Genomic DNA, 23,308 nt, shown 5'->3' on the forward strand with positions numbered 1-23,308 from the left:
GGGTGGGCGGGGTGAACGGATGCCGTCCTCAGGGGGTCTGCCGACGTTATGGCCGGCCGTGACACCCGCACCAGAGGACGGTTCATCCATCTTCCGTGCCGTGGGTGGAGGAATCGTCCACCGCTGTTCCTATGCGCTGCCCGGGGCGTCCTCCGGTTCGGCGTCGGGGCCCTGGGCGCGGACCCGCTGGACGTGTTCGAGGGAGTCGCGCAGTTCGCTGAGCCAGTCGTCCGTGTGGCGCTGTACGAGGCGGACGCACCAGGCCAGCGCGTCGCTGCGGCTGCGGGCCACGCCGGCGGCGATGAGGGTGTCGAGGACCTGGCGCTCGGGCTGGCGCAGCCGGGTCATGACGGGCGCGGAGATGTGCGTGAACAGGGACCGCTCCCCGGCGCACTCCACCCCCCACGAGACCTTCCTGCGGAACCGGTGCTCGGCCTCGCGCGCGAGGGCGATCCGGGTCTCCCGGGTGCGCTCGCGGAACTCATGGACCCGGCCCTGGACGGCCGCCTCCTTCTCGGCGTCCGAGACGCCCTCGGCCAGCTTGGGTGCGGGGATGCGGCCGATCACGGTGACCTCCTCGCGGTCGACCGTGACCTCGACCAGCTCCTCGAACAGGTCGTCGGGCAGACGGCCGGTGAACCAGCCGCGAAGCTTCTCCTGCTGCTCTGTCGTAATCATGTAATGACGATTACTCGTGAGCAGAGCGAACGCAAGGGGCTGCGGTGGAGTGCGCCGAGAGCTGAAGCGGAATGTTTCGGGACTGTTTCAGGACGATTGGCGAGCACGGGTAAACCGGCCATCCGACCTGATCCGACGATCAAGAACCCCATGGATACGGGGTTCGCGCGTTCGAATTCCGTGACTTCACGCCACTGATTCAACACGCAAGGTTACTGAAACCTGTGGGTGGGATGTGAGTTTCCGCGACGGACTCGGCAGAGTGGCGCCCGCCGGTCCGGCACCGACCGAGCGGGGCCGGCACCTCCTCGAACCGATCGCTTCCGGATCGGTTCGTATCGAGCGGAAGGATGCACACAATGCGGAACACCGCGCGCTGGGCAGCGACCCTGGGTCTGACGGCCACCGCCGTCTGCGGGCCCCTGACCGGGTCCGCCCTCGCCGCCCACGGAGCCGGCCCGGCCGCGCTCTACGCCCCCTCGGCCCTGGTGCTCACCATGGGCCACGGCAATGACGCCGCCTTCGCCACACCGGAACGCGCGGTGACCCTCACCTGCGCGCCCACCGCCTCCGGCACCCACCCGGCCGCCGCCGAGGCCTGCGCCGAACTGCGCGGCATCGGGGGCGACTTCGGCGCCCTCGCGGCCCGGGACGACGTGCTCTGCAACAAGCTCTACCGTCCCGTCGTCGTCACGGTCGACGGAGTCTGGCAGGGCAGACGCGTCTCCTACGAGCGCGTCTTCTCCAACGAGTGCGTGAAGGACTCCTACGGATACGGAGGCGTCTTCACGTTCTGAGAGACCGGGACCGCACGGTCTCCGTGCGCAACAGGGAGGGTCCGTAGCTGGGGAGTGCGTACCCCTGTCGCGGAGCACTGCGGTCCCGCAACCAGGGGCCGGCCGGGCGGTGTGGGGTCGCCCGTGCCGGCCCCTGTCATCGTTCCCGGCGCTCGGCCTGCGCGGGCAGCACGCGCAGCGGCGGGAAGCGGCCGAGCAGCCCCGAGGCGCGCAACAGCCGGTCGATGCGCGGGCCGTCGGACACCACGCGCAGCCGCCCGCCGCGTTCCCTGGCCCGCCGCTCGGCCCGGCACAGCACCCGAAGCCCCGAGCAGTCGAAGAACTCGACCGGCCGCAGATCCACCAGCACGTCGGGCTCGTCGACCGAGGTCGCGGCGTCCAGATGTTCCACGACGAAGCCGGCCGTCGCCATGTCGATCTCGCCCGAGACCTCGACCACCGTGAAGGGGCCCCTGGACCGTGTACGGGCACAGGAGTTGGCCGCGGGGCTGTCGCGTTCGTCCGCTTCCGCTGTCATGGCCGCTCCACCTCGGCACGGGACGCATTCGGTCTCGGTAGGTACCCCGGAGGAGCCCCGAGCATCCCCGACACGCTGTCCGCAAGATCTGGTTCACTCGACATGGTGAACTTCGGTCGGAAAGGTTGACTTTCTGTCAGTAGGGCAGTGAGGAGGGGCCGCCGTCTCCCTGCGGACGGCGGCCCCTCGGTCTGTGCGGCTCAGGCTCGGGCGGAGCCGGTCACATGTGGACGACCGGTGCGGCGTCCGCCTCCTGCTGCGGAACCCCGCGACGGTAGAGCGCCAACGCGATCAGCGCGCCCGCGGCGAAGAAGCCCGCCGACCACCAGAACGCGGTGGTGTAGCTCTCGATCGTCGCCTGCGCCTGGACCAGCTTGCTGCGCGCGTCCTTCCCGGCCAGGTAGTCGGTCGCGGCGCTCGCGGCCAGCGTGTTCAGCAGCGCCGTACCGATCGAACCGCCCACCTGCTGCATGGCGTTGACCGTCGCCGAGGCGACACCCGCGTCCTCGGCGGCCACTCCGCCCGTGGCGAGCTGCATCGCGGGCGGCATCACCATGCCGAGACCGGCGCCGATCACGATCAGCTGCGGCAGGACATGGGTCACGTAGGACGAGCTGGTCCCGATGTCGGTCAGCCAGGCCATGCCGACCATGGCGATGGCGAAGCCCAGCGGAATGATCACCTTCGGGCCGAGCCGCGGCACGAGCATCGTGGTGCCGATCTGCGCCATGACCATCAGGGCGCCGATCATCGGCAGGAACGCGACACCGGTCTTGGTCGGACTGAAGCCGAGGTTCAGCTGGAGGTAGTAGGTGAGGAAGAGGAACACGCCGAACATGCCCGCACCGGTGATCAGCACGGCGAGGAACGAGGCGCCCCGGTTGCGGTCGAGCAGGATGCGCAGCGGCAGCAGCGGGTGGGCGGCACGGGTCTGCCACCAGGCGAAGGCGGCGAGCAGCAGACCGCCCGCGATCAGGAAGCCCCAGGTCTGCGGCGAACTCCAGTCGTGCGTCTCGGCGTTGGAGAAGCCGTAGACGACGGAGAACAGACCACCGGCGACCAGCACCGTGCCCGGCACGTCCAGCTTGGAGCCCGCGGCGTCGCGGTGGTTGCTGAGCAGGACCCAGCCGCCCGCGAAGGCGACGAAGGCGATGGCGACGTTCACGTAGAGCGTCCAGCGCCAGTCGAAGGCGTCGGTCAGTACACCGCCGAGCAGCAGGCCCACCGCACCGCCGGCTCCGGCGATGGCGCCGTAGACGCTGAACGCGCGGGCGCGTTCACGGGCGTCCGTGAACGTCGTGTTGAGCAGGGAGAGCGCGGCCGGTGCGAGCAGCGCGCCCGCGACACCCTGGAGGGCGCGCGCGGTGACCAGCATCTCGAAGCTGGTGGCGGCGCCGCCGAGCGCGGAGGCGGCGGCGAATCCGACGACACCGGCGAGGAAGGCGGTCTTGCGGCCGAACAGGTCGGCGATGCGGCCGCCGAGCAGCAGCAGGGAGGCGAACGCCAGGGCGTACGCGGTGACGATCCACTGCCGGTTGCCGTCGGAGAAGCCGAGGTCCTTCTGGGCCGACGGCAGGGCGATGTTCACGATGGTGGCGTCGAGGACCACCATCAACTGCGCGACGGCGACGATCGCGAGGATCCACCAGCGCTTGGAGGAGGACGCGGACTGCGCCTCCCCGGCACCCGACCGGGTGTCTTCGGTCAATGTCTTCTGGGACATCGGGAACCACTCCAGGGAAGTCGTTCGGGGTTTACCAAAACGTAAACGAAACGGTTTCGTACACATCGGAGACTAGACCACTTTCTGCGAAACGGCAACGTTTCGCAGAGGACGGGGAGCGATCATGCGCAGTGGCGTGTTCGAGGTCGATGGAGCCGGGCTGTACTACGAGGTACGCGGCACCGGCCCGGCGCAGTTGATGATCAGCGGGGCCGGGGGAGACGCCGGCTACTACGACGGCATCGCCGAGATCCTTTCCGACGCATTCATGGTGATCTCGTACGACCGACGCGGCAACTCGCGGAGTTCCGGCAGGTCGCAGGCACCGATGGAACGCGCCGTGCAGGCGGCCGACACCCGCGCGCTCGTCGGCCTCACGCTGGTCGCGCCGCCCGAGGGAGTGCGCGTTCTGTGTTCCGGTCGCTGTATTCCTTGACTGGAATATAACCGGCGAGGCATATTGGAGTCATGTCCGACGCCTCGCTCTGGACCGCCCTCGCCGATCCCCATCGGCGGGCCATCGTCGGCCTGCTCCTGGAGCGGCCCCGGCCCGTCGGCGAGATCGTGGAGGCATGCGGTCTGAGCCAGCCCAGCACGTCGAAACACCTGCGGGTGCTGCGGGACGCGGGCCTGGTCCGGGTACGGCAGGACGCGCAGCGCCGTGTCTACGCCCTCGATCCGGCCCCGATCGCCGAACTCGACGCGTGGCTCGCCCCCTACCGCGAGCTGTGGAATCGCAGCCTGGACAGGTTGGGCCAACGCCTCGACGAGACGTCGGACGACGACATCTCACAACCCACCCCGAAGGACTGATCCGCCATGTCCGTCGATCTCACCGGTACGTATCTGACCCTGGACGACGGCCGCCCCGCCGTCCGTTTCCGCCGCAGCTACGACCAACCCCTCGACCGCGTCTGGCAGTTCGTGACCGACCCCGACGAACTCGCCCAATGGTTCCCCTCACGCGCCGAGTTCGACCTGCGCCCCGGCGGTACGGTCACCTTCAGCGGCGACCCCAACATGCCCGAGTCGACCGGCCGGGTCATCGCCGTCGACGCGCCCCGGCACCTGTCCTTCGAATGGGGCGGCGACGAACTGCACTTCGACCTGGAGGAGATCGAGGAGAAGCGCACCCGCTTCACGCTCACCAACGTTCTGAGCGCGGCGGACACCGCGTCCCGCAACGGCGCCGGCTGGGAGGTCTGCCTGGCCGCACTGGACGCCAAAGCCCGCGGCGAGCGCGTCGAGGGGCCGCACACCGGTGCCGGTGCGCCCTGGAAGGCGTTCTACGAGGGCTACTTGGCGGCCGGGGTGCCCTCCGGCGCGGTCGTGCCGGGCCTGGACTGATCCGTGCCCGGCCTGGAGCGCCTGGATTGACCCGTCACGCCATCTGCCGCCGCACCAGCTCGTGCAGCCGCCCGCCCGTGTCCGCCAACAGCTGTGCGGGCGGCCCCTGTTGAGCGACCTTGCCGTCCTCCATGACGATCACGCGGTCGGCGTCGAGCACGGTCGACAGGCGGTGCGCGATCACGATCCGGGTCGCGTTGAGGGCCTTCGTGCTCTCGATCACCGTCCGCTGGGTCTCGTTGTCCAGCGCGCTGGTCGCCTCGTCGAAGAAGAGGATGCGCGGGCGGCGGATCAACGCCTGGGCGATCATGAGGCGTTGACGCTGACCGCCCGACACCGCGCCGCTGCCGGAGACGATGGTGTGCAGGCCCATCGGCATGCGCTTGATGTCCTCGGCGAGCCCCGCCATCTCGGCCGCCGCCATCGCCTCCTCCGGCGTGAACGGCTCGGTGCCGCAGATGACGTCCAGGATGGAACCGGTGAACGGCTGCGCGTGCTGGAGCACCACCCCGCACTGCCGCCGCACCGCCGACTGGTCGAGGGCGCCCAGGTCCTGGCCGTCGTAGAGGACGCTGCCGGAGACCGGTTTGTCGAAGCCGATGAGGAGGCGCAGCAGGGTGGACTTGCCGCAGCCGCTGGGGCCGACGATCGCCACGAACTCGCCCGCGCGGACATTGAAGGACACGTCGTCGAGGACCAGGGGGCCGTCGTCGGCGTAGCGGAAGGAGACCCGGCGTGCCTCGATCGCGCCGGACAGCCGGCCGGGGCGGGTGCTCGCGGTGCGGACCTCCGGGGCCGCGTCCAGGACCGGCCTGATCTCCTCGAAGAGCGGGAGTGCGGACACGGCGGAGACGAAGGCGCCGGTGAGGCTGGTGACGGAGGTCAGGAGCATCGTCACCGAAGTGTTGAAGCTGAGGAAGGAGGCCGCCGACATCGAGCCGCGTGCCGGGCCCGCGAGGATCATGAACATCAGCAGGGTGCAGACCGGCAGATACACCGCGCCCATCACCGTGGTGAGGTTCTTGATCCGGCCGACCTTCTGCTGGAGTTCGCGGCTGCGGGCGAACTCGGAGGCCCAGGCGGCGTAGGCGTAGTTCTCGGCCGCCGCGACGCGGAGTTTCGGCAGGCCGCGCAGGGTCTGGAACGCCTGGTTGTTCAGCTTGTTGCTGAGGACGACCAGCTTGCGCTGCCAGCGCACCTGCCACAGGCCGAGGCTCAGAAATATGGCCGCGATCACGACGAGCATGCCGATCGCGGCCAGCGCCATCGAGGGGTTGTACCAGAACAGCAGGCCCAGGTTCATCACGCCGACCGTCACCGACTGGGCGACCACCGGTCCAACTCCCGCCAGGAGACGGCGGATCGAGCTGATGCCCATCGCCGCGCTGGCCAGCTCGCCCGTCGAGCGTTCGGTGAAGAACTTCGTCGGCAACCTCAACAGGCGGTCCCAGACGGCCGGTTGGAGCGTTGCCTCGATACGGCCCTCAAGGCGGAGGATCGTGAGGTTCTCCAGCAGCATGAAGGCCGCCGCCACCACACTCGTGATCATCACGGCCAGACAGACCTGGACGATCAGGTTCGTCTGCGCCTTGGGTACGAACTCGCCGAGCACCTTGCCCGTCGCGATCGGCACCAGCGCGCCGATGGCGACCGTCACCAGCCCGCTGATCAGCAGGTTCGTCAGGTCGCTGCCGGTGCCCTGCATGGAGAAGCGCAGCAGCCCGAACGGGCTGAGTCGCCGCTCGGGCAGCGGACGGTAGAACATCACCGCGCGCGGCTCGAACTCCTCCGCGTTCGCCTTCTCGATCGGCGTCTCGCGCCCGGTCGCCGGATGGACGGCGACATAGCCGCCGCGCCGCCACAGCAGCGCGACCGGCGCCCCCGACAACGCCCGATGACCCACCAGCGGGCCGACGTTGTCACGCCACCAGCGCCCGTCGAGCCGTACGGCCCGCACCCGGACCCGGGAGGCGAGGGCGATGCGCTCGACCGGGTCGAGGCGGTCGCTCTCGCTGCCGCTCTGCGCGGGCTCGGCGAGGGTGAGGCCGGCCGCCTCGGCGACCAACTTGCAGGCCGCGTACGACGCGTCGGCATCGGCGGCCGTCGTGCGCCGGGCCGAGGACTTGCCGATCGACGCCAGCAGGGTCCGGTCGGCCTGTGCGCGTACCGCCTCACCGGCCTTGATCCCGGCGGCGGTTCGCGTCTCGTGGGTGCGCTCAAGCTGCTCGATCCACTTGTCCAGCGTGGACAGCAGCCGGTACTGCTGGTCGACCATGCCCTGCCAGACACCCGGGTCCATCAGCAGGTCCGCGGCGGCCTCCGCGCCGTACATCGAGCCGTACTGCACGCTCCCCGGCGGGACTTGCATCCAGAAGACGTCGTCGTCGGTGGGCGCGGCGGCCCGCTCGGTGGCCATCGGGGCCTGGAAGAGGATGGAGAGTCCGCGGCCGACGCCGAGGGCGAGGGCGTATTCGAGCGGGCTCGAAGTCGGGGGCACGTACTGGGGGTTGCCGTACTCGTCGTACGACCAGGTCTGGGTGTCCGCGGCCTGGTACAGCTCGCGCAGGTTGATGCGGCGCACCACGCAGTCGCGCAACGGGCGGGCCACCAAGGTGTGTTGGGGACCGGTGACCGGGCCGAGCAGCAGCGAGCCCGCCTCCAGCCGGCCGAGGTGGTGCCAGTGCCCCTGCTGTACGGCGTCCACCGCGAACAGGTCGATGGCGCCCGACGCGACCAGCCACAGCACCTGCGGGCCTTCGAGGTCGAGGCGGTTGAACCCGGCGCAGTCGATCGGTGTGCCCAGGTTTCCCAGCGCGCCGAGGACCAGGTCGCCCTCGTGAACGGACGTCATCTCAGTGCTCCTTGACCAGCGTGGCGTACGCGCCGCCGGCCGCCACCAGGGCGTCGTGCCGCCCGCGTTCCACGATCGTCCCGTGTTCGAGGACGACGATCTCGTCGCTGTCGCGCACGGTGCTGAGCCGGTGGGCGATCACCACGCAGGCGCAGCCGCGCTTGCGGAGGTTGTCCATCACGACCAGCTCGGTCTCCGCGTCCAGGGCGCTCGTCACCTCGTCGAGCACGAGGATGCTGGGCCTGCGCACCAACGCCCGTGCGATCTCCAGGCGTTGACGCTGACCGCCGGAGAAGTTGCGCCCGTCCTGCTCGACCCGGCTGTGGATGCCGCCGGGCCGCCGCATGACGACGTCGTACAGGGCCGCGTCGCGCAGCGCGTCCTCCACGGCCTCGTCCGGGATCGACGGGTCCCACAGCGCCACGTTGTCGCGGACCGAGCCCTCGAAGAGGAACACGTCCTGGTCGACGAAGGAGACGGAGGCGGCGAGCGCGCCGCGCGGGATGTCCTCCAGCCGGTGGTTGTCGATGCGGATCACGCCCTCCCAGGGCGTGTAGAGACCCGAAATCAGCCTCGACACTGTGGACTTGCCGCTGCCGGAGCCGCCGACCAGTGCCACCTGCTGACCGGGGCCGACCGTCAGGTGGAATCCGGTGAGCAGCGGCTTGTCGAGCGGGCTGTAGCCGAAGGTGATGTTCTCCAGCTCGACGTGTCCCTGCAGTCGGCGGGTCGAATCGCCGCCGCCCGCACGGGAGTAGAGGGGATCGGCCTGGAAGTTCTCGACGTCCTTGAGGCGGGCCACGTCGGCCGCGAAGTCCTGGATGCGGCCTGCGACACCGTTGAGCCGGGTGATCGGCGCGGTGAAGCGGGTGACGAGTGCCTGGAAGGCGACCAGCAGGCCGACCGAGATGCCCCCCTCCACGGCTCGCATGCCGCCGATCCACAGGATCAGCGCGCTGTTGAGCGAGGCGAGCGTCGGCGCGACCACGCCCAGCCAGGCACTCGGCACACCGAGCCGCTGCTGTTCCTCCAGGGTGGTGGCGTGCTGTCCGGCCCACTTGCGGAAGTAGCCGTCCTCGCCGCCGGTCGCCTTCATCGTCTCGATCAACTGGAGCCCGGTGTATGCCGTGTTGGTGAGCCGGGCGCTGTCGGCGCGCAGCTTCGCCGTACGGGTCGCGCGCAGCCGGATGACGACCCGCATCGCCACCACGTTCAGCAGCGCCACACCGATACCCACGTACGTGAGTTGGGGATCGTACGTATAGAGGAGGAACGCGTAGAGCACCACGACCACCGCGTCCACGCCCGCCGCCGAGAGGTCGCGGGCCAGGGTCTCGGCGACGGCGTCGTTCGACTGGAGGCGCTGCACCAGGTCGGCCGGGCTGCGCTGGGAGAAGAACGTCACCGGCAGCCGCAGCAGATGGCGCAGGAAGCGGGCGCTGGAGAGCGTGGAGGAGATGATGCGGCCGTGCAGCAGGTTCGCCTGTTGCAGCCAGGTCAACGCCAGCGTGAGGAGGACGCAGGTGCCCATCGAGGCGAACAGGACGCCCAGCAGGGACGTCTGACCGCCTATCAGGAACATGTCGATGTAGGTCCGGCTGAGCGCGGGCATCGCCGCACCGACCAGCACGAGCAGCAGGCTCGCGAGAACGGCGGCGGGCATCGTGCCCGCGGTGCCGCGCAACCGGGCCGGCATCGCGCCCAGGACACCCGGCTTGCGGCCGCCCTTCTCGAAGCCGTCGCCCGGCTCCATGACGAGGACGACACCGGTGAAGCTTGCGTCGAAGTCCTCCATGGGCACGAACCGGCGGCCTTTGCCGGGGTCGTTGATGTACACCCCGCGCCGGCCGAAGCGGCGCCCCATGCCGTCGTAGACGACGTAGTGGTTGAACTCCCAGAACAGGACGGCCGGGGACCGCACTTCGGCGAGGGCGGCCGTGTCCATCTGCATGCCCTTGGCCGTGAGGCCGTAACTGCGCGCCGCCTTCAGCAAGTTGCTGGCCCGGGAGCCGTCGCGGGAGACACCGCAGGCGATGCGCAGTTCCTCCAGCGGGATGTGCCGGCCGTAGAAGCCGAGGACCATCGCGAGGGAGGCGGCGCCGCATTCCACGGCCTCCATCTGGAGGACCGTGGGTGAACGGACCGTCTTCGCGCGGCCCTTGGGGACCGGGCGTTTCGGCGGGGCGGACCGGCGCCGCGAACGGGTGTCCTGTGCGGGGCTCATGGCAGCAGCCAATCGAGGGGGCGCTGATCGGCCAGCCGGATCGAGGCCGAGGCCGTGGTCATCGAGGTGAGGGCGAACGGCGGTCCGTCCGAGGACGACCACTTGTAACCGCTCTTCGTCCGCGCCGACTTGTCGAGCTTCACCAGCACGGCCACCGGCCGGCCCTTCTTGGTGAACTGCTCGCCCAGCTGGCTGTCCCCGAGGAACGCGGAGATCTGCTGCGCCGACTCAGCGGACCGGTCCACCGCTTTCACCTGGCCGCGCAGCACGCCGTACGTCTGCGTCGGAGCCGACGAGACGGTCAGGTCGACGGCGGCGTTCGCGGGGATGGAGGCCGCGTTCTCGGCGGGCACGTACACCGTCGCGTACAGCGGGTCGGTGGCGTGCGCGACCTTCTCCACGGCGGCGACGTTCGCGCCGGTCTGGATGATCTGGCCGATGGTGGCGGCGAGCGCGGTGATCCGGCCCGCGGCGACCGTGCGCACGACGGAGTCGCCGTCGCCCGTACGGACCTTCAGGACAGGGGAGTTGGCGGGCAGCCGCTCACCCTCCTGCGCCAGTACGGCGGTCACCTGCCCCGCCACCGGGCTCTGCAGGATGTAACTGCCCTCCCCGTGCGTGAGGATGGCGGACGCGTTGACGGTCGACGCCACCGATCCGGTCACCGCCCACACGGACGCGGCGGCCACGACGACCACCGTCACGGAGAGCACGAGCCAGCCCTGCGGACGCGCGAAGCGCACCGGAAGATCGAGCTCTTCGGGCGACTGGAGCTTGGCGAGGGCCTGTTGGCGGAACTGCACGAATTTCCCTCACCTGTGAAGGCGCTGATGACGGACCCGGTGAGTGAGCCGAAGGGGCGCGCCTGTGTCGAGAGTTCGAGCGCGCGGAGGCCCGAAGGGTCGAGCACGGTCGGGCTCTCGACACAGGCTTTGGCGCCCCGGAGGTGAACCGAGCCCCAAAGAAAAGGGGGCATCCAAGAGTCCCGGAGCCGGGAAACGGCTCCGGGACTCGGTGGAACAAGGTGCGATCAGAGACCGGCGACCAGGTTCGTGACCGGGGCCACGCTCAGGCCGGTGGTGCCCTCGACCGTGCCGATGACCGAGTCGACCAGGCCGGAGACCGGGACAACGCCGTCGACCAGGCCGGTGACGGTGCCAAGGGCGTTCAGGGCCAGACCGCCGGAGACGTTGTCGAGCTCGGCGTCGGAGATCTCGACGGTCTCGACCTGGGGGGTGGAGTTCATGGGGGAACTTCCCTTCATATGGATATTCACAAGGGGGGAGCGGCCCCCTCTGGGGACAGACGACGGCCGCGACCGCAGGCGCCGGGCGCCGTATCCGGAGCCCTCGTGGCTCCTGCGGTGCGATGGATCAAAGCACGGTGCGGGTGGACGCAGCCAATCAAACTCCCGTCCCACCAGGGCACTTGAGCCCCAGGAGCCCCGAACCGTGCAGGCGTGGGCACGAGGTGTCGGCGACTTCTTCACACGCTGCACGGCATCGTTCCGCGGGAGGGCTTGCGGCACCGAAGCGGAATCGGGCACTCCCCACCAAAGGCGTTGCTGGGGGCGTGTGCATGTGCAGATTCGTGGAGGCCGGTGACTTCGATGGGTACGCGCTGTGCAGATTCCCTGAAGTGAGGATTCCGGCGGCCGTTCTCGACGGACCGTTGCCGACCGGTCGCGGTCCGTGTCTGTCCGGGTGTTGATCGGGAGTGGACCGGAAGCGTGTGAACCGCCCACCCGCACGGGCAGGTTTGGGCGGCACCGATTCGATCAAGACATCCGCCCGCTCGCCGCGTGCCGGGCGGACAGGGGCCGCTGCCCCGCCGGCACTGGCCCGCAGCCCCTTCGTACCCCTGCCGGGTCAGGGCTTGGACATGGCCGATTCCCGGTTTCGTAAAGGAAGTTGGGAAACGGAATTGAACGCGCCACGTGACACGTGCGTATCAACGGGCATCCAGGCGCCCCCCAATAAGCCGCCGCCCCGGCGGCACAGACCCCGGTCCCCAGGAGGTCGAGCAGTTTGAGTCACAAGCGAATTCCGAAGCGCAAGGCCGTTATAGCCGTCGGAGGTGTCGCCGCTCTCGGAGCCGCGGCGATCCTGCTGCCGAACGCCAACGCGTCCCAGGACAACTCGGCAGGCGCCGCCACCCCCAAGACCCTCAAGGCGACGGGCGCCTCCGACCTCTCCTCGCAGATCGCCGGACTGCTGGGTGACGCCTTCGCCGGCTCCTACTACGACAGCGCCACCCAGCAGCTCGTCGTCAACGTGATCCCGGGCGACAACAACAACGTGGTCGTGCAGGCTGAGAAGGCCGGCGCCAAGGTGCGCGAGGTGCAGAACAGCACCGCCGAACTCACCGCCGCCGCCCAGGTGTTGAAGACCAAGGCGACCGTCCCCGGTACCGCCTGGTCGGTCGACCCGAAGACCAACAAGATCCAGGTCCTCGCCGACAGCACCGTCACCGGCTCCGACTGGGACACCGTGCTCTCGACGGTCAAGAGCCTCGGCACCGGCATGGCCACCGTCAAGAAGACCGCCGGCTCCTTCAAGACGCTGGTCTCGGGCGGCGACGCCATCTTCGCCCAGACCGACCAGGGCGGCGTGCGCTGCTCCCTCGGCTTCAACGTCACCGCGAGCGACGGCACCCCCGCCTTCCTGACCGCCGGACACTGCGGCGTCGCGGCGAAGCAGTGGTCCGACTCGCAGGACGGCCAGCCGATCGCCACGGTCGACCAGGCCACGTTCCCCGTCAGCGACTTCTCCCTCGTGAAGTACGACGACCCGGCGACGCAGACCACGAGCGACGTCAACGTCGGCAACGGCCAGACCGTCCAGATCACCCAGGCCGAGGACGCCACGGTCGGCACGCAGGTCTTCCGGATGGGCTCCACCACCGGTCTGCACGACGGCACGGTCACCGGGCTCGACGCGACGGTCAACTTCCAGAGCGAGACCGACCCCAACGGTGTCGACACCGTCAACGGCCTCATCCAGACGGACGTCTGCGCCGAGGCGGGTGACAGCGGCGGCTCGCTCTTCACCCAGGACGGCGGCGCGGTCGGCCTCACCTCCGGCGGCAGCGGCGACTGCACCGCCGGCGGCGAGACCTTCTTCCAGCCGGTCACCGCCGCGCTGACGGCGACCGGTGCCACCCTCGGCGACGCGGGCGCGGGTGCCGGCGCGGGCGACGACACCGCCACGGCGGACCCGTCGGCGACCGCCGCCGACCCGTCCGCCACCGACGGCACCGGTGACCAGTCCGGAGCCGTGGACCCGTCCGCGACCGACGGCACGGGCGACCAGTCCGGAGCGGTCGACCCCTCGGCCACCGACGCCACCGGCACCGGCCAGGACACCGGCAACGGGGCCGACGACGGTTCGTCGCTCACCTCGAACCACTGATCCGACCCCTTCCATCAGGTCGGCGGTGGATCGGTCCGGCCCTCCGGCGGGAGGGCCGGACCGCCCTGCGTGCACGTCAGTCACGTCGGTCCCGGCTCCCGGGCCCGCAGCAGGAGCAGCGCCACGTCGTCGATCCGCTCCTGCGCGGCCGCACTGTGCCGCATCAGTTCGTCGGCGATCTCCTCCAGCGGCAAGTCCCCGGCCGCTGCGAGGCGTTGGCCCAGTTCGGCCAGGGCGTCCTCGATGTCGACGCCGGGTGACTCGATGAGCCCGTCGGTGTAGAGGGCGAGGACGGAACCGGGCGCGAGACCGACCTCCGTCGTCGGATAGACGGCGTCGGCGTCGATGCCCAGCAGCGGTCCGCCCGCCAGGTCCAGCACCCGCACCCGCCCGTCCGGCCGACGCAGCAACGGCGGCGGATGCCCGGCCCGCGCCATCACGGCCGTACCGCGCGCGGGATCGAGCCGTAGATACAGACAGCTCGCGAAGAGTTCCGAACCGAGGTCGATCAGCAGCCGGTTGGTGCTGCGCATGACCTCCTCCGGAGCCTGGCCCACGGTCGTGTACGCGCGGACGGCGGTCCGGATCTGCCCCATCAGCCCGGCCGCGGTCACGTTGTGCCCCTGTACGTCACCGATCACGGCCGCGAGTCCCTCGGAGGTCACCAGGTCGTAGAAGTCACCGCCGATCTCCATCCCTTGGGCGGCCGGCAGATAGCGGGCGGCGGCCTCGATGCCCGGCAGCGGGGGCAGCGAGTGCGGCAGCAGCGCCGCCTGCAGCCCGTGGGCCAGCTGGTTCTTCGCGTCGTAGAGCAGCGCACGCTCCAGCGCCTGCGCGATCAGCCCGCCCAGACTCGTCAGCACGGCCCGTTCGTCCGCGGGGAAGACATGCGGTTCGCCGTAGGCCAGCACACAGGTGCCGACCGGGCGTCCGGACGCGATCAGCGGGAGATACGCCCAGGCCTCGAACCCGTCCGGTGTGGCGTGCCGGCTCGGATACAGCCGTTCCAGGTCCTGCCGGGAGGCGAAGAACGCGGGCACACCGCTGTTCAGGGCGGCCGTCCCCGGCGTCGACCCGTTCAGCGCCATCCCGTCGAAGCGCTCCACGACATGCGGGTCCGGATAGCCGCGATGCCCCAGCACATGCAGCCGGCCGCCCTGCGAACCGAGGACGACCAGCGCCTGGCTGCCCACGGCCGGCGCGAGCTCGTCCGCGATCAGCTGCACCACGTCCTCCACCCCTACCGCCTCGGTGAGCGCCCCGGCCAGGCTCAGCACCTGCGAGATCGTCACAAGGCGCGACGGGCCCTCGCCCGACTGCGGCGCCGCGCGGCTCAGCTCCGTCACCGCCCGCGCCCGGCTGATCCGTACGCTCAGCCCGGTCGTGCTCGGATACAGCCGGAACGACAGCCACTCGCCCGGCGGCCGCAGCGCCACGAACGACGTGACCTGCTGACTGAGCAGCGCGGCACGGTAACGGTCCTCGTACACCGGGTCGTTGAGCCAGGGCACCGCCGCCCACAACTGGGTGCCGAGCAGACTGCTCACCGACATGCCGAGCAGCTCCCCGGCCGCCGCGTTCGCGAAGCCGACCCGCCCGTGCAGATCCAGCGAACACAGCCCGTACGGCAGCCGGGCCACCATCCGTGCCGCCTCGACCGTGCCCAGCGTCCCGGCCACGCTCGCCGCGGGCCCGGTCGCGAGGAGATCGGGCTCCGCCCGCACCGGGTGGCGCTCCTCGACGGCACGCTCCAGCCGCACCGCGAGCCGGTCGCAGGCGGAGGTGAGCTGCCCGCGGTCCCGGTCGGAGAGGACCGGCGGATGCGAACCGGGCCAGGTCACGAAGACCGAGCCGTAGACCGTCGACTCCGTGGCGATCGGCACGGCGGCCAGGGCGAAGGGGTAGGGCAGCACGACCGCGATGCGCGGATAGCGGCGGGCCATGTCCTCCTCGCCGCCGACCCAGATCAGCCGCCGCTCGCGCACCGCCTCGGCGACCGGGATCGGGGCGCTCAGCCCGACCCGCTCCCAGGGCGCCGCGAAGGCGCGGGGCAGCCCGGCCATCACCGCCATCTCCAGCACCGGCTCGTCGGGCGTCAGCAGATACACCGCGCCCGAGTGCGCGTGGACGCCGTCCATCATCGCGGCCAGCGCGAGAGACAGCATCGGCCGCCCGACCGGCGCCCCGGCGACCACCGGAGCCTGCCCGTCCGACACGCCGACCACCTCCTCGTACGGCCACAGGCGCGCCCCGGAGGCCATCAGTGTCACAGCGCGGTCTCAGTGATCAGGCTCCACCCTGGCGGCCCGACGCGCACGGCGAGCGAGCCGGTTCCCCGGCGGTGAAGCGCGCGCCCGGCTCGCATCTCCCGGCCGGGCCACGGACGCGGACAGTCACGCCTGTCACGAGATCCCTGTGCGGAACGCATGCGTAAAGATTTGTTCGGCGCCTTTCGAGCCGGAAGCAGGTCCATCCGGCCCCTCATCTCCACGGAACGGTCACAGGGGCTGCGCAGCCGGCGCATAAGCGCTGTAATTGCGGACGTGGTCAGTGAGGGCGCTGAGGGACGCGGAACGCGAACGTCGCGTGCCGAACTTGCCCTCAAGACGCTCACGACCGATCTCGGCTCCCGCGAACGGCTGCGCCGCGTCCTCGAACAGGCCCTCGTCTTCGCCGGTGCGACCTTCGCGGGGGTGTACACATCCGGTGACGACGCCGATCTGCTCTGCCTCGTCGAGTCGGTCGGGGTGCCGCGGACCCTGTACGGGCTGCGGGACGGCTATCCGGCGGCCGGGGGATCACCGGCCGCCGAGGTGCGGCGGGGCGGACACGCCGTGTGGCTCGGCCCCGAGGAACTGGCCGCAGGCGGTGACGCGCGACGGCTGCCGTCGGGGGAGTTCCATCTGGCGGCGCTGCCCGTGCACGGCGACCGGGGCGGCGGCTGTCTGCTCGCGGTCGGTGAACGCCCGGACGGCTTCGGCGCCGAGGACCGCGAGTGCCTCGCGCTGATCGCCGAGGCCGTCGCGATCCCGGTACCGGCCGAGTCGGTGGCGGGCGAGGACGTGGCCGCGGGCGCGTTCGACCTGGCCATGGACACCGGGCGGGTCGAGGTCGGCGGCGACGTCCTGGAACTGTTCGGGCTCGGCCCGGACGACTTCGACGGCAGGGTCGAGACCCTGCTCGGGCTGACCGTGCCGGAGGACCTGCCCTCGCTGATGTCCGTCGTCGAGGCCGACCACATGGCCATCGGCGACCGCGAGCTGGAGTTCCGGGTGCTGCAGCCCTCGGGAACGCCGAAGTGGCTCCGGCTGCGCGGCCGGCTCCTGCCCGGCGGCGACGGCCGCCCCGCCCGCCTCGTCGGCACCGTCGGCGCCGCCTCCCAGCTGCGCTCCGGCGTCAACGACGTCGCCCGCGTCCAGCGCCTCGCCGCCGCCCTCGCCATGGCCGGCACGGTCCGTGACGTCAGCCAGGCCGTGGTCGCCGCCCTGCGCAAGCCGCTGCGCGCCGACCGGATCGCGCTCGCCGAACTGGAGGGCGACCGGCTCGTCGTCACCGTCCTGGACCCGCCCGAACCGGAGTCCTGGCCCGAGCTGTGGCGCCTGGAGTGGCGCAGCGAATGGCCCGACGCACCCGTCCGCACGATGCCCACCCTCGCCGCCGCCCTGCGCGAGGGCCGCGCCGCGATCTGGCCCGCGGGCACCGACCTGGAACCCGCCCTCGCCGAGGTCGGCCCGGGCGGCCTCGCCGTCCTGCCGCTCTCCGCGGGCGGCCGGGTCTCCGGTGCCTGTCTCATCGGCTGGGACGCCCCGCACGTCTTCGGCCCCGACGAACGCGCCCTGCTCACCGCCTCCGCAGGCCTCGCAGGCCAGGCCCTGATGCGCGCCCACGCCTTCGACGCCGAGCACGAACTCGTCGGCATGCTCCAGCGCCAGCTGCTGCCGCGCCGCCTGCCCACCCTGCCCGGCGCGGTCGCCGTAGCCCGCTATCTGCCGACCACGGCCGGTCTTGAGGTCGGCGGCGACTGGTACGACGTCATCCCGCTGCCCGACAACCACGTCGCCCTCGTCATCGGCGACGTCCAGGGCCACAACGCGGGCGCCGCCACCCTCATGGGTCAGATGCGCACCGCGCTGCGCGCCTACGCCGTCGAGGGACACCCGCCCGACGTGGTCGTCTCGCACGCCAACCGCCTCCTCATCGACCTGGAGACCGACCTCTTCGCGACCTGCTGCTACGTCGACGTGAACCTGGAGGAAGGTTCAGCCTGGTACGTGCGGGCCGGCCATCTCCCGCCCGTCCTGCGCCACCCGGACGGCAGCACCGAGATCCCCTACGCGGACGGCGGACCACCGCTCGGCGTGGTGACCCAGGCCGACTTCCCCATGAGCCCGCTGCGGCTCCAGCCCGGCACGGTCGTCGCCCTCACCACCGACGGCCTCGTCGAGTCCAAGGAGGCCGACATCGACGAGGGCCTCGACCGGCTCGCCCACGGCCTCGCCGTCTCCGACCCCGCCCACCTCGGCCTCGTCGCCGACGCCCTGCTCGGCAACGCCCGCCGCGAGGACGACGTGGCCCTCCTCCTCATGCGCTACGACGGCCTGGCCACCCGCCCCCGCCGGGAGAACTGGACGGTGTGGCGCGTCCCCGAGGCGGCCCGGCACGCCCGCCGCTTCACCAAGCGCACCCTGCGCACCTGGGGCGTCACCGAGGAGACCGACACCATCCTGCTCGTGGTCTCCGAGCTGGTCACCAACGCCCTGGTGCACACCGACGGCCCGGTCCGCCTCGACCTCACCCTCGTGAACCGGCGGTTCCGTGTCGCCGTGGCGGACTCCTCGCCGCGTACCCCGGTCAAACCGACCAGCATCGGCTGGGAGGCCACCGGAGGGCGCGGCATCCTCCTCGTCGAGGCCGTGTCGGCGGCCTGGGGCACGGTGCCGGTGAGCGGTGGCAAACAGGTGTGGGCCGAGATCGCACTCGACCAGTAGACGGCCGCACGGGTGCCTGTACGGGCGCGTGGCGGCAGGTCGGGACGGTCGCACGGGTCCGCCGTGATGGGGTGCGTGCTTGTGGCACACACCTTCGAAGAACTGGTCGAGAAGCACCGCGCGGCCCAGGCGGCACGCGCCCGGGTCCAGGAGATGCGGGACTCCCTGGGACCCCCCGCGCACGCGTCCTGGACCGAGGCCGAGACCGACATCTACGAGACCGCCTGGCGGGCCTGGCGCGACCTCGCCCGTGACATGCAGGCCGGGGCGGACGAGTACGCGCGCGACGAGGGCCTCGACCGGGCCGAGGTCGAGGCGGACGTGGCACGGGCCGCGGGTGATTTGTCCGGCCCGTCGGCCGGTTAGACACCTCACGGCCTCCTCATCGTTGGCCGGTCGTAATAAACGAACATAGGGAGGAACGATGCACGTCCGAAGATGACGCTAAGGTGAAGCGATGAAGGCTCTCGTTCTCTCCGGCGGCACTGGATCCCGCCTGAGGCCGATCACACACACATCGGCAAAACAGCTCGTCCCGGTGGCCAACAAGGCCGTCCTTTTCTACGGGCTCGAATCGCTCGCCGACGCGGGAATCACCGAGGTCGGCATCATCGTCGGTGACACCGCGGCGGAGATCGAGGAGGCGGTGGGTGACGGGTCGAAGTTCGGCCTGAAGATCACCTACATCCCACAGGACCGTCCCCTCGGACTGGCCCACGCCGTCCTGATCGCGCGCGAGTACCTCGGCGACGACGACTTCGTGATGTACCTCGGCGACAACTTCATCGTCGGCGGCATCACCGGTCTCGTCGAGGGCTTCCAGGCCAACAAGCCCGACGCGCAGATCCTCCTCACCCACGTGCCCGACCCCCGCTCCTTCGGCGTCGCCGAACTCAGCGAATCCGGCCAGGTCATCGGCCTGGAGGAGAAGCCGGAGCACCCCAAGAGCGACCTCGCTCTGGTCGGTGTCTACCTGTTCACCCCCGCCATCCACGACGCCGTACGCGCCATCAAGCCGTCGTGGCGCGGCGAGCTGGAGATCACCCACGCCATCCAGCAGCTGATCGACGACGGCGCCGACGTGCGCTCCTCGGTCATCCACGGCTACTGGAAGGACACGGGCAACGTCGTCGACATGCTTGAGGTCAACCGGACCGTCCTGGAGAGCATGGACCGCCGCATCGACGGCGAGGTGGACGACGTGTCCGAGACCATCGGCCGCGTGGTGATCGAAGAGGGCGCGCGCATCGAGCGCTCGCGCATCGTCGGACCCGTCATCATCGGGGCCGGAACCGTGGTGAGCGACTCCTACGTCGGTCCCTTCACCTCGGTCGCGGAGAACTGCAGCATCACTGACAGTGAGCTGGAGTTCTCCATAGTGCTGCAGGACTCGTCCATCGCCGGGGTGGGCCGGATCGAGTCCTCGCTCATCGGCAAGCACGTCGAAGTGACCCCCGCTCCGGGGGTACCCAGCGCCCACCGCCTCGTTCTCGGAGACCACAGCAAGGTGCAGATCCGTTCATGAATCTCCTCGTCACCGGCGCCGCCGGCTTCATCGGTTCCACGTACGTCCGCACGCTCCTCGCCTCGGACGCGACTGACGCGCCCCGCATCACGGTGCTGGACAAGCTCACGTACGCCGGCACGCTCGACAACCTGGACATAGGCCACCCGCGCCTGGAGTTCGTCCAGGGCGACATCTGCGACGCCGAACTGGTCGACAAGCTGATGGCCGAGGCGGACCAGGTCGTCCACTTCGCGGCCGAGTCCCACGTGGACCGCTCGATCAACGGCGCCGCCGACTTCGTCCGCACCAACGTGGTGGGCACCCAGGTCCTGCTGGACGCGGCCCTGCGCTACCGCACCCCGTTCGTGCACATCTCCACCGACGAGGTCTACGGCTCCATCGAGACCGGCTCCTGGCCCGAGACCCACCCGCTCGCCCCGAACTCGCCGTACTCCGCGTCGAAGGCGTCCTCGGACCTGCTCGCCCTGGCCTACCACCGCACCCACGGCCTGGACGTGCGCGTCACCCGCTGCTCGAACAACTACGGGCCGCACCAGTTCCCCGAGAAGGTCATCCCGCTGTTCGTCAGCAACCTCCTCGACGGCAAGAAGGTCCCGCTCTACGGCGAGGGCCTCAACGTCCGCGACTGGCTGCACGTCGAGGACCACTGCCAGGGCATCGAGCTGGTGCGCACCAAGGGCCGGGCCGGCGAGGTCTACAACATCGGCGGCGGCACCGAGCTCAGCAACAAGGAGCTCACCGGCCTGCTGCTTGAGGCCTGCGGCGCGGACTGGGACCGGGTCGAGCGCGTCGAGGACCGCAAGGGCCACGACCTGCGCTACTCCGTCGACTGGTCCAAGATCCACGACGAGCTCGGCTACCAGCCGCAGCACGACTTCGCCAGCGGCCTCGCGGACACCGTCGCCTGGTACCGCGACAACCGCGCCTGGTGGGAGCCGCTCAAGGCCCGGGTGGAGCGCGGCTGATGAAGTGGCTGGTCACCGGTGCCGGCGGGATGCTCGGCCACGATGTGCTGGAGGAACTCGCCCGCCGCGGTGAGCAGTTCGTCGGTCTCGACCGCGCCGCCCTGGACATCACCGACCCCGCGTCGGTGGACCGGGCGTTCGCGGAACACCACCCCGACGTGGTGGTGAACTGCGCGGCGTACACCGCCGTCGACGACGCCGAGACCGACGAGGAGCGGGCCCTTCGCATCAATGGCGAGGGGCCCCGGCTCCTCGCCCGCGCCTGCGCCGCCTCGGGCGCGCGGCTGGTCCACGTCTCCACCGACTACGTCTTCGACGGCGAGGCCCGCAGCACGCCGTACCCGGAGAATCACCCCACCGCACCCCGCACCGCCTACGGCCGCACCAAACTCGCGGGCGAGCAGGCTGTGTTGGAGGAACTGCCCGGTGGGAGCGCGGTCGTGCGCACGGCTTGGCTGTACGGAGCCTGTGGGGGTAACTTCGTCCGCACGATGATCGAGCTGGAGGCACGTCGAGACACTCTCGACGTCGTCGACGACCAGCGCGGTCAGCCGACCTGGACCGCCGACGTCGCCGTTCGGATCGCCGATCTCGGCGCCCGTATCGGCCAAGTCGAAGGCGCGCACGGGGTGTTCCACGCGACCAGCTCCGGCGAGACCAGCTGGCACGGTCTCGCACAGGAGGTGTTCCGGCTCATCGACGCCGACCCGGAGCGTGTCCGCCCCACCACGAGCGCGGCCTTCGTCCGTCCCGCGCCCCGCCCCGCCTACAGCGCCCTCGGGCACGAGCGGTGGCGGGAGGTCGGTCTGGAACCGCCGAGGGACTGGCGGTCCGCCCTGCACGAAGCACTTCCTCACATCCGCAAGGAGATTTCTTCGTGAAACGCCATGAGTTCCTGCGGGGGCTCCACAAGTCAACCGCCAACCGCAACTACCTGGAGATCGGCGTCAACGACGGCCGCAGCCTGACGCTCTCCCGGGTGCCCAGCGTCGCGATCGATCCCGCGTTCAAGGTGGTCACGGAGATCCGCTGTGACGTCCACCTGGCCAAGGCGACCAGCGACGACTTCTTCGCCCGGGACAACCCGCTGGTGCACCTGCGGGGCGGTCGCCACCCGCTGCGTCAACTGGCCCGCAACCGCAGCCCGTTGGGCTGGTGGAAGACCACCACGCTGGACCTGTCGTTCATCGACGGCATGCATCTGTTCGAGTACGCGCTGCGCGACTTCATCAACGTGGAGAAGCACTCGGACTGGGCCAGCGTCATCGTCTTCGACGACATGCTGCCGCGCAGCATCGACGAGGCGGCCCGGGACCGGCACACCGACGCCTGGACCGGTGACGTCTACAAGCTGGTCGAGATCCTCGCCCGCTACCGTCCCGACCTGGTGACGGTCCTGGTCGACACCCAGCCCACCGGGCAGCTTGTCGTCTTCGGCGCGGACCCCACCAGCACGGTCCTCAAGGACAAGTACGACGAGATCGTCGCCGAGTTCGAGGTCCCGGACCCGCAGAAGGTGCCCGAGGCGATCCTGGAGCGCACCACCGCGGTGAAGCCCGAGGCGCTGCTCGACGCCGGCTTCTGGGGCCCCCTCGCCAAAGCGCGGGACCGCGGGACCAAGCGGTCCCGCGGCTGGGAGCCCCTGCGCCGCTCGGTGGAGCAGCTCAGCGTCAGTCGCTGAGCCGGCCACTCCGCAGTCGCTCGTAGTAGGCGGAGCAGTCCGCGTAGGACGGAAGAAGTCCTGACTGCTCCGCCTCTGCCAGTGTCGGCGCCTCGGCGTCCTTGTCGGACAGCACCGGCTCGAAGCCCTCGGGCCAGGCGATGCCGAGCGCCGGGTCGAGCGGGTTGATCCCGTGCTCACGGCCGGGCGAGTAACCCGTCGAGCACAGGTACACGACCGTCGCGTCGTCGGTCAGGGCCATGAACGCGTGCCCGAGACCCTCCGCGAGGAACACGGCGTGCTTGGTCTCGTCGTCCAGCCGGACGGCCTCCCACTGACCGAACGTGGGAGAGCCGACACGGATGTCCACGATCACGTCGAGGACGGCGCCGCGCACGCACTTGACGTACTTGGCCTGGCTCGGCGGCACGTCGGAGAAGTGCACTCCGCGCACCACGCCCCGCCGCGAGACCGAGCAGTTGGCCTGGGACAGAGCCAGGTCGTACCCGGTGGCCTCGCGGAACTCCTCACCGCGGTACCACTCGTGGAAACTGCCCCGGTCGTCAGGGAAGACCTTGGGTTCCAGGACCCAGGCGCCTTCAATCCCCAGTGATCGCACG

Annotated in this window: 20 protein-coding genes; 11 read left to right on the top strand and 9 right to left on the bottom strand. The window is 70.5% G+C overall.

The window, feature by feature from the left end; translation table 11 throughout:
• Positions 1–129: 129 nt before the first annotated feature.
• Positions 130–678, bottom strand: coding sequence for a hypothetical protein (locus AC31A1_RS13875; RefSeq protein ID WP_489653588.1), 549 nt, complete (start codon positions 676–678; stop codon positions 130–132).
• Between the two features lie 359 nt (positions 679–1,037).
• Here AC31A1_RS13875 and AC31A1_RS13880 point away from each other — a divergent pair, with 359 nt between their 5' ends.
• Positions 1,038–1,475, top strand: coding sequence for a protease inhibitor (locus AC31A1_RS13880; RefSeq protein ID WP_489653589.1), 438 nt, complete (start codon positions 1,038–1,040; stop codon positions 1,473–1,475).
• 136 nt (positions 1,476–1,611) lie between these two features.
• On the opposite strand, the gene AC31A1_RS13885 is transcribed toward AC31A1_RS13880, so the two are convergent.
• Both AC31A1_RS13885 and AC31A1_RS13890 read right to left on the bottom strand, forming a co-directional pair.
• On the bottom strand, positions 1,612–1,992 hold the full coding sequence (locus AC31A1_RS13885) for an STAS domain-containing protein (RefSeq protein ID WP_489653590.1): 381 nt from the start codon (positions 1,990–1,992) through the stop codon (positions 1,612–1,614).
• 220 nt (positions 1,993–2,212) lie between these two features.
• Entirely contained in the window at positions 2,213–3,715 is a 1,503-nt protein-coding gene (locus AC31A1_RS13890; RefSeq protein ID WP_489653591.1) for an MFS transporter, read from the bottom strand.
• A 124-nt stretch (positions 3,716–3,839) separates the two neighbouring features.
• On the opposite strand from AC31A1_RS13890, the gene AC31A1_RS13895 reads away from it, so the two are divergent.
• Genes AC31A1_RS13895 through AC31A1_RS13905 form a run of 3 tightly spaced genes read left to right on the top strand, consistent with a single transcriptional unit; the run spans position 3,840 to position 5,062 of the window.
• Entirely contained in the window at positions 3,840–4,151 is a 312-nt protein-coding gene (locus tag AC31A1_RS13895) for an alpha/beta fold hydrolase (RefSeq protein ID WP_489653592.1), read from the top strand.
• A gap of 32 nt (positions 4,152–4,183) precedes the next feature.
• Positions 4,184–4,528, top strand: coding sequence for an ArsR/SmtB family transcription factor (locus tag AC31A1_RS13900; protein WP_489653593.1), 345 nt, complete (start codon positions 4,184–4,186; stop codon positions 4,526–4,528).
• A gap of 6 nt (positions 4,529–4,534) precedes the next feature.
• The gene (locus AC31A1_RS13905) at positions 4,535–5,062 is read left to right on the top strand and encodes an SRPBCC family protein (RefSeq protein ID WP_489653594.1); all 528 of its coding nucleotides are present in this window, start codon (positions 4,535–4,537) and stop codon (positions 5,060–5,062) included.
• 34 nt (positions 5,063–5,096) lie between these two features.
• Here the strand turns inward: AC31A1_RS13905 and AC31A1_RS13910 are convergent, their stop codons facing one another.
• The 4 genes from AC31A1_RS13910 to AC31A1_RS13925 all read right to left on the bottom strand — a co-directional run bounded on the left by AC31A1_RS13910 (position 5,097) and on the right by AC31A1_RS13925 (position 11,383).
• Entirely contained in the window at positions 5,097–7,913 is a 2,817-nt protein-coding gene (locus tag AC31A1_RS13910) for an NHLP bacteriocin export ABC transporter permease/ATPase subunit (protein WP_489653595.1), read from the bottom strand.
• Position 7,914: 1 nt separating this feature from the next.
• A complete protein-coding gene (locus tag AC31A1_RS13915) occupies positions 7,915–10,137 on the bottom strand; it encodes an NHLP family bacteriocin export ABC transporter peptidase/permease/ATPase subunit (RefSeq protein ID WP_489653596.1) in 2,223 nt (740 codons plus the stop codon).
• Entirely contained in the window at positions 10,134–10,940 is an 807-nt protein-coding gene (locus tag AC31A1_RS13920) for a hypothetical protein (RefSeq protein WP_489653597.1), read from the bottom strand. The genes AC31A1_RS13915 and AC31A1_RS13920 overlap by 4 nt, the downstream gene beginning before the upstream one ends.
• A 227-nt stretch (positions 10,941–11,167) precedes the next feature.
• A complete protein-coding gene (locus AC31A1_RS13925) occupies positions 11,168–11,383 on the bottom strand; it encodes a type A2 lantipeptide (RefSeq protein WP_489653598.1) in 216 nt (71 codons plus the stop codon).
• 781 nt (positions 11,384–12,164) lie between these two features.
• Between AC31A1_RS13925 and AC31A1_RS13930 the strand changes: the two genes are divergently transcribed.
• Positions 12,165–13,547, top strand: a complete 1,383-nt coding sequence (locus AC31A1_RS13930) for a S1 family peptidase (protein ID WP_489653599.1) — start codon at positions 12,165–12,167, stop codon at positions 13,545–13,547.
• A gap of 80 nt (positions 13,548–13,627) precedes the next feature.
• Here the strand turns inward: AC31A1_RS13930 and AC31A1_RS13935 are convergent, their stop codons facing one another.
• A complete protein-coding gene (locus AC31A1_RS13935; protein WP_489653611.1) occupies positions 13,628–15,808 on the bottom strand; it encodes a SpoIIE family protein phosphatase in 2,181 nt (726 codons plus the stop codon).
• A gap of 282 nt (positions 15,809–16,090) precedes the next feature.
• On the opposite strand from AC31A1_RS13935, the gene AC31A1_RS13940 reads away from it, so the two are divergent.
• The 6 genes from AC31A1_RS13940 (at position 16,091) to AC31A1_RS13965 (ending at position 22,709) form a co-directional block, all read left to right on the top strand.
• A complete protein-coding gene (locus tag AC31A1_RS13940) occupies positions 16,091–18,535 on the top strand; it encodes a SpoIIE family protein phosphatase (RefSeq protein ID WP_489653600.1) in 2,445 nt (814 codons plus the stop codon).
• 81 nt (positions 18,536–18,616) lie between these two features.
• Positions 18,617–18,901: a hypothetical protein gene (locus AC31A1_RS13945; protein WP_489653612.1), complete on the top strand. Its 285-nt coding sequence runs from the start codon at positions 18,617–18,619 to the stop codon at positions 18,899–18,901.
• Positions 18,902–18,992: 91 nt separating this feature from the next.
• Entirely contained in the window at positions 18,993–20,060 is a 1,068-nt protein-coding gene (locus AC31A1_RS13950) for a glucose-1-phosphate thymidylyltransferase (protein ID WP_489653601.1), read from the top strand.
• Complete coding sequence (rfbB, locus tag AC31A1_RS13955) at positions 20,057–21,028, top strand: dTDP-glucose 4,6-dehydratase (protein ID WP_489653602.1); 972 nt, start codon at positions 20,057–20,059, stop codon at positions 21,026–21,028. Before AC31A1_RS13950 ends, rfbB begins: the two co-directional genes overlap by 4 nt.
• On the top strand, positions 21,028–21,909 hold the full coding sequence (gene rfbD / locus AC31A1_RS13960) for a dTDP-4-dehydrorhamnose reductase (RefSeq protein ID WP_489653603.1): 882 nt from the start codon (positions 21,028–21,030) through the stop codon (positions 21,907–21,909). Before rfbB ends, rfbD begins: the two co-directional genes overlap by 1 nt.
• Positions 21,906–22,709 (top strand): class I SAM-dependent methyltransferase, encoded by an 804-nt coding sequence (locus AC31A1_RS13965; protein ID WP_393756502.1) that lies wholly within the window; start codon positions 21,906–21,908, stop codon positions 22,707–22,709. The genes rfbD and AC31A1_RS13965 overlap by 4 nt, the downstream gene beginning before the upstream one ends.
• On the opposite strand, the gene rfbC is transcribed toward AC31A1_RS13965, so the two are convergent.
• Complete coding sequence (gene rfbC, locus AC31A1_RS13970; protein WP_393756503.1) at positions 22,699–23,307, bottom strand: dTDP-4-dehydrorhamnose 3,5-epimerase; 609 nt, start codon at positions 23,305–23,307, stop codon at positions 22,699–22,701. The genes AC31A1_RS13965 and rfbC overlap by 11 nt on opposite strands.
• Position 23,308: the final 1 nt, after the last annotated feature.

It is taken from the genome of Streptomyces sp. P5F9 (genome assembly GCF_057961495.1).

Bases quoted from the DNA above. Each gene is read 5' to 3' on its own strand.
- rfbB (WP_489653602.1), top strand. From the start codon at position 20,057: ATGAATCTCCTCGTCACCGGCGCCGCCGGCTTCATCGGTTCCACGTAC.
- AC31A1_RS13950 (WP_489653601.1), top strand. From the start codon at position 18,993: ATGAAGGCTCTCGTTCTCTCCGGCGGCACTGGATCCCGCCTGAGGCCG.
- AC31A1_RS13910 (WP_489653595.1), bottom strand. From the start codon at position 7,913: ATGACGTCCGTTCACGAGGGCGACCTGGTCCTCGGCGCGCTGGGAAAC.
- AC31A1_RS13875 (WP_489653588.1), bottom strand. From the start codon at position 678: ATGATTACGACAGAGCAGCAGGAGAAGCTTCGCGGCTGGTTCACCGGC.
- AC31A1_RS13885 (WP_489653590.1), bottom strand. From the start codon at position 1,992: ATGACAGCGGAAGCGGACGAACGCGACAGCCCCGCGGCCAACTCCTGT.
- rfbD (WP_489653603.1), top strand. From the start codon at position 21,028: ATGAAGTGGCTGGTCACCGGTGCCGGCGGGATGCTCGGCCACGATGTG.
- AC31A1_RS13880 (WP_489653589.1), top strand. From the start codon at position 1,038: ATGCGGAACACCGCGCGCTGGGCAGCGACCCTGGGTCTGACGGCCACC.
- AC31A1_RS13900 (WP_489653593.1), top strand. From the start codon at position 4,184: ATGTCCGACGCCTCGCTCTGGACCGCCCTCGCCGATCCCCATCGGCGG.
- AC31A1_RS13915 (WP_489653596.1), bottom strand. From the start codon at position 10,137: ATGAGCCCCGCACAGGACACCCGTTCGCGGCGCCGGTCCGCCCCGCCG.
- AC31A1_RS13905 (WP_489653594.1), top strand. From the start codon at position 4,535: ATGTCCGTCGATCTCACCGGTACGTATCTGACCCTGGACGACGGCCGC.
- AC31A1_RS13935 (WP_489653611.1), bottom strand. From the start codon at position 15,808: ATGGCCTCCGGGGCGCGCCTGTGGCCGTACGAGGAGGTGGTCGGCGTG.
- AC31A1_RS13895 (WP_489653592.1), top strand. From the start codon at position 3,840: ATGCGCAGTGGCGTGTTCGAGGTCGATGGAGCCGGGCTGTACTACGAG.
- AC31A1_RS13925 (WP_489653598.1), bottom strand. From the start codon at position 11,383: ATGAACTCCACCCCCCAGGTCGAGACCGTCGAGATCTCCGACGCCGAG.
- AC31A1_RS13890 (WP_489653591.1), bottom strand. From the start codon at position 3,715: ATGTCCCAGAAGACATTGACCGAAGACACCCGGTCGGGTGCCGGGGAG.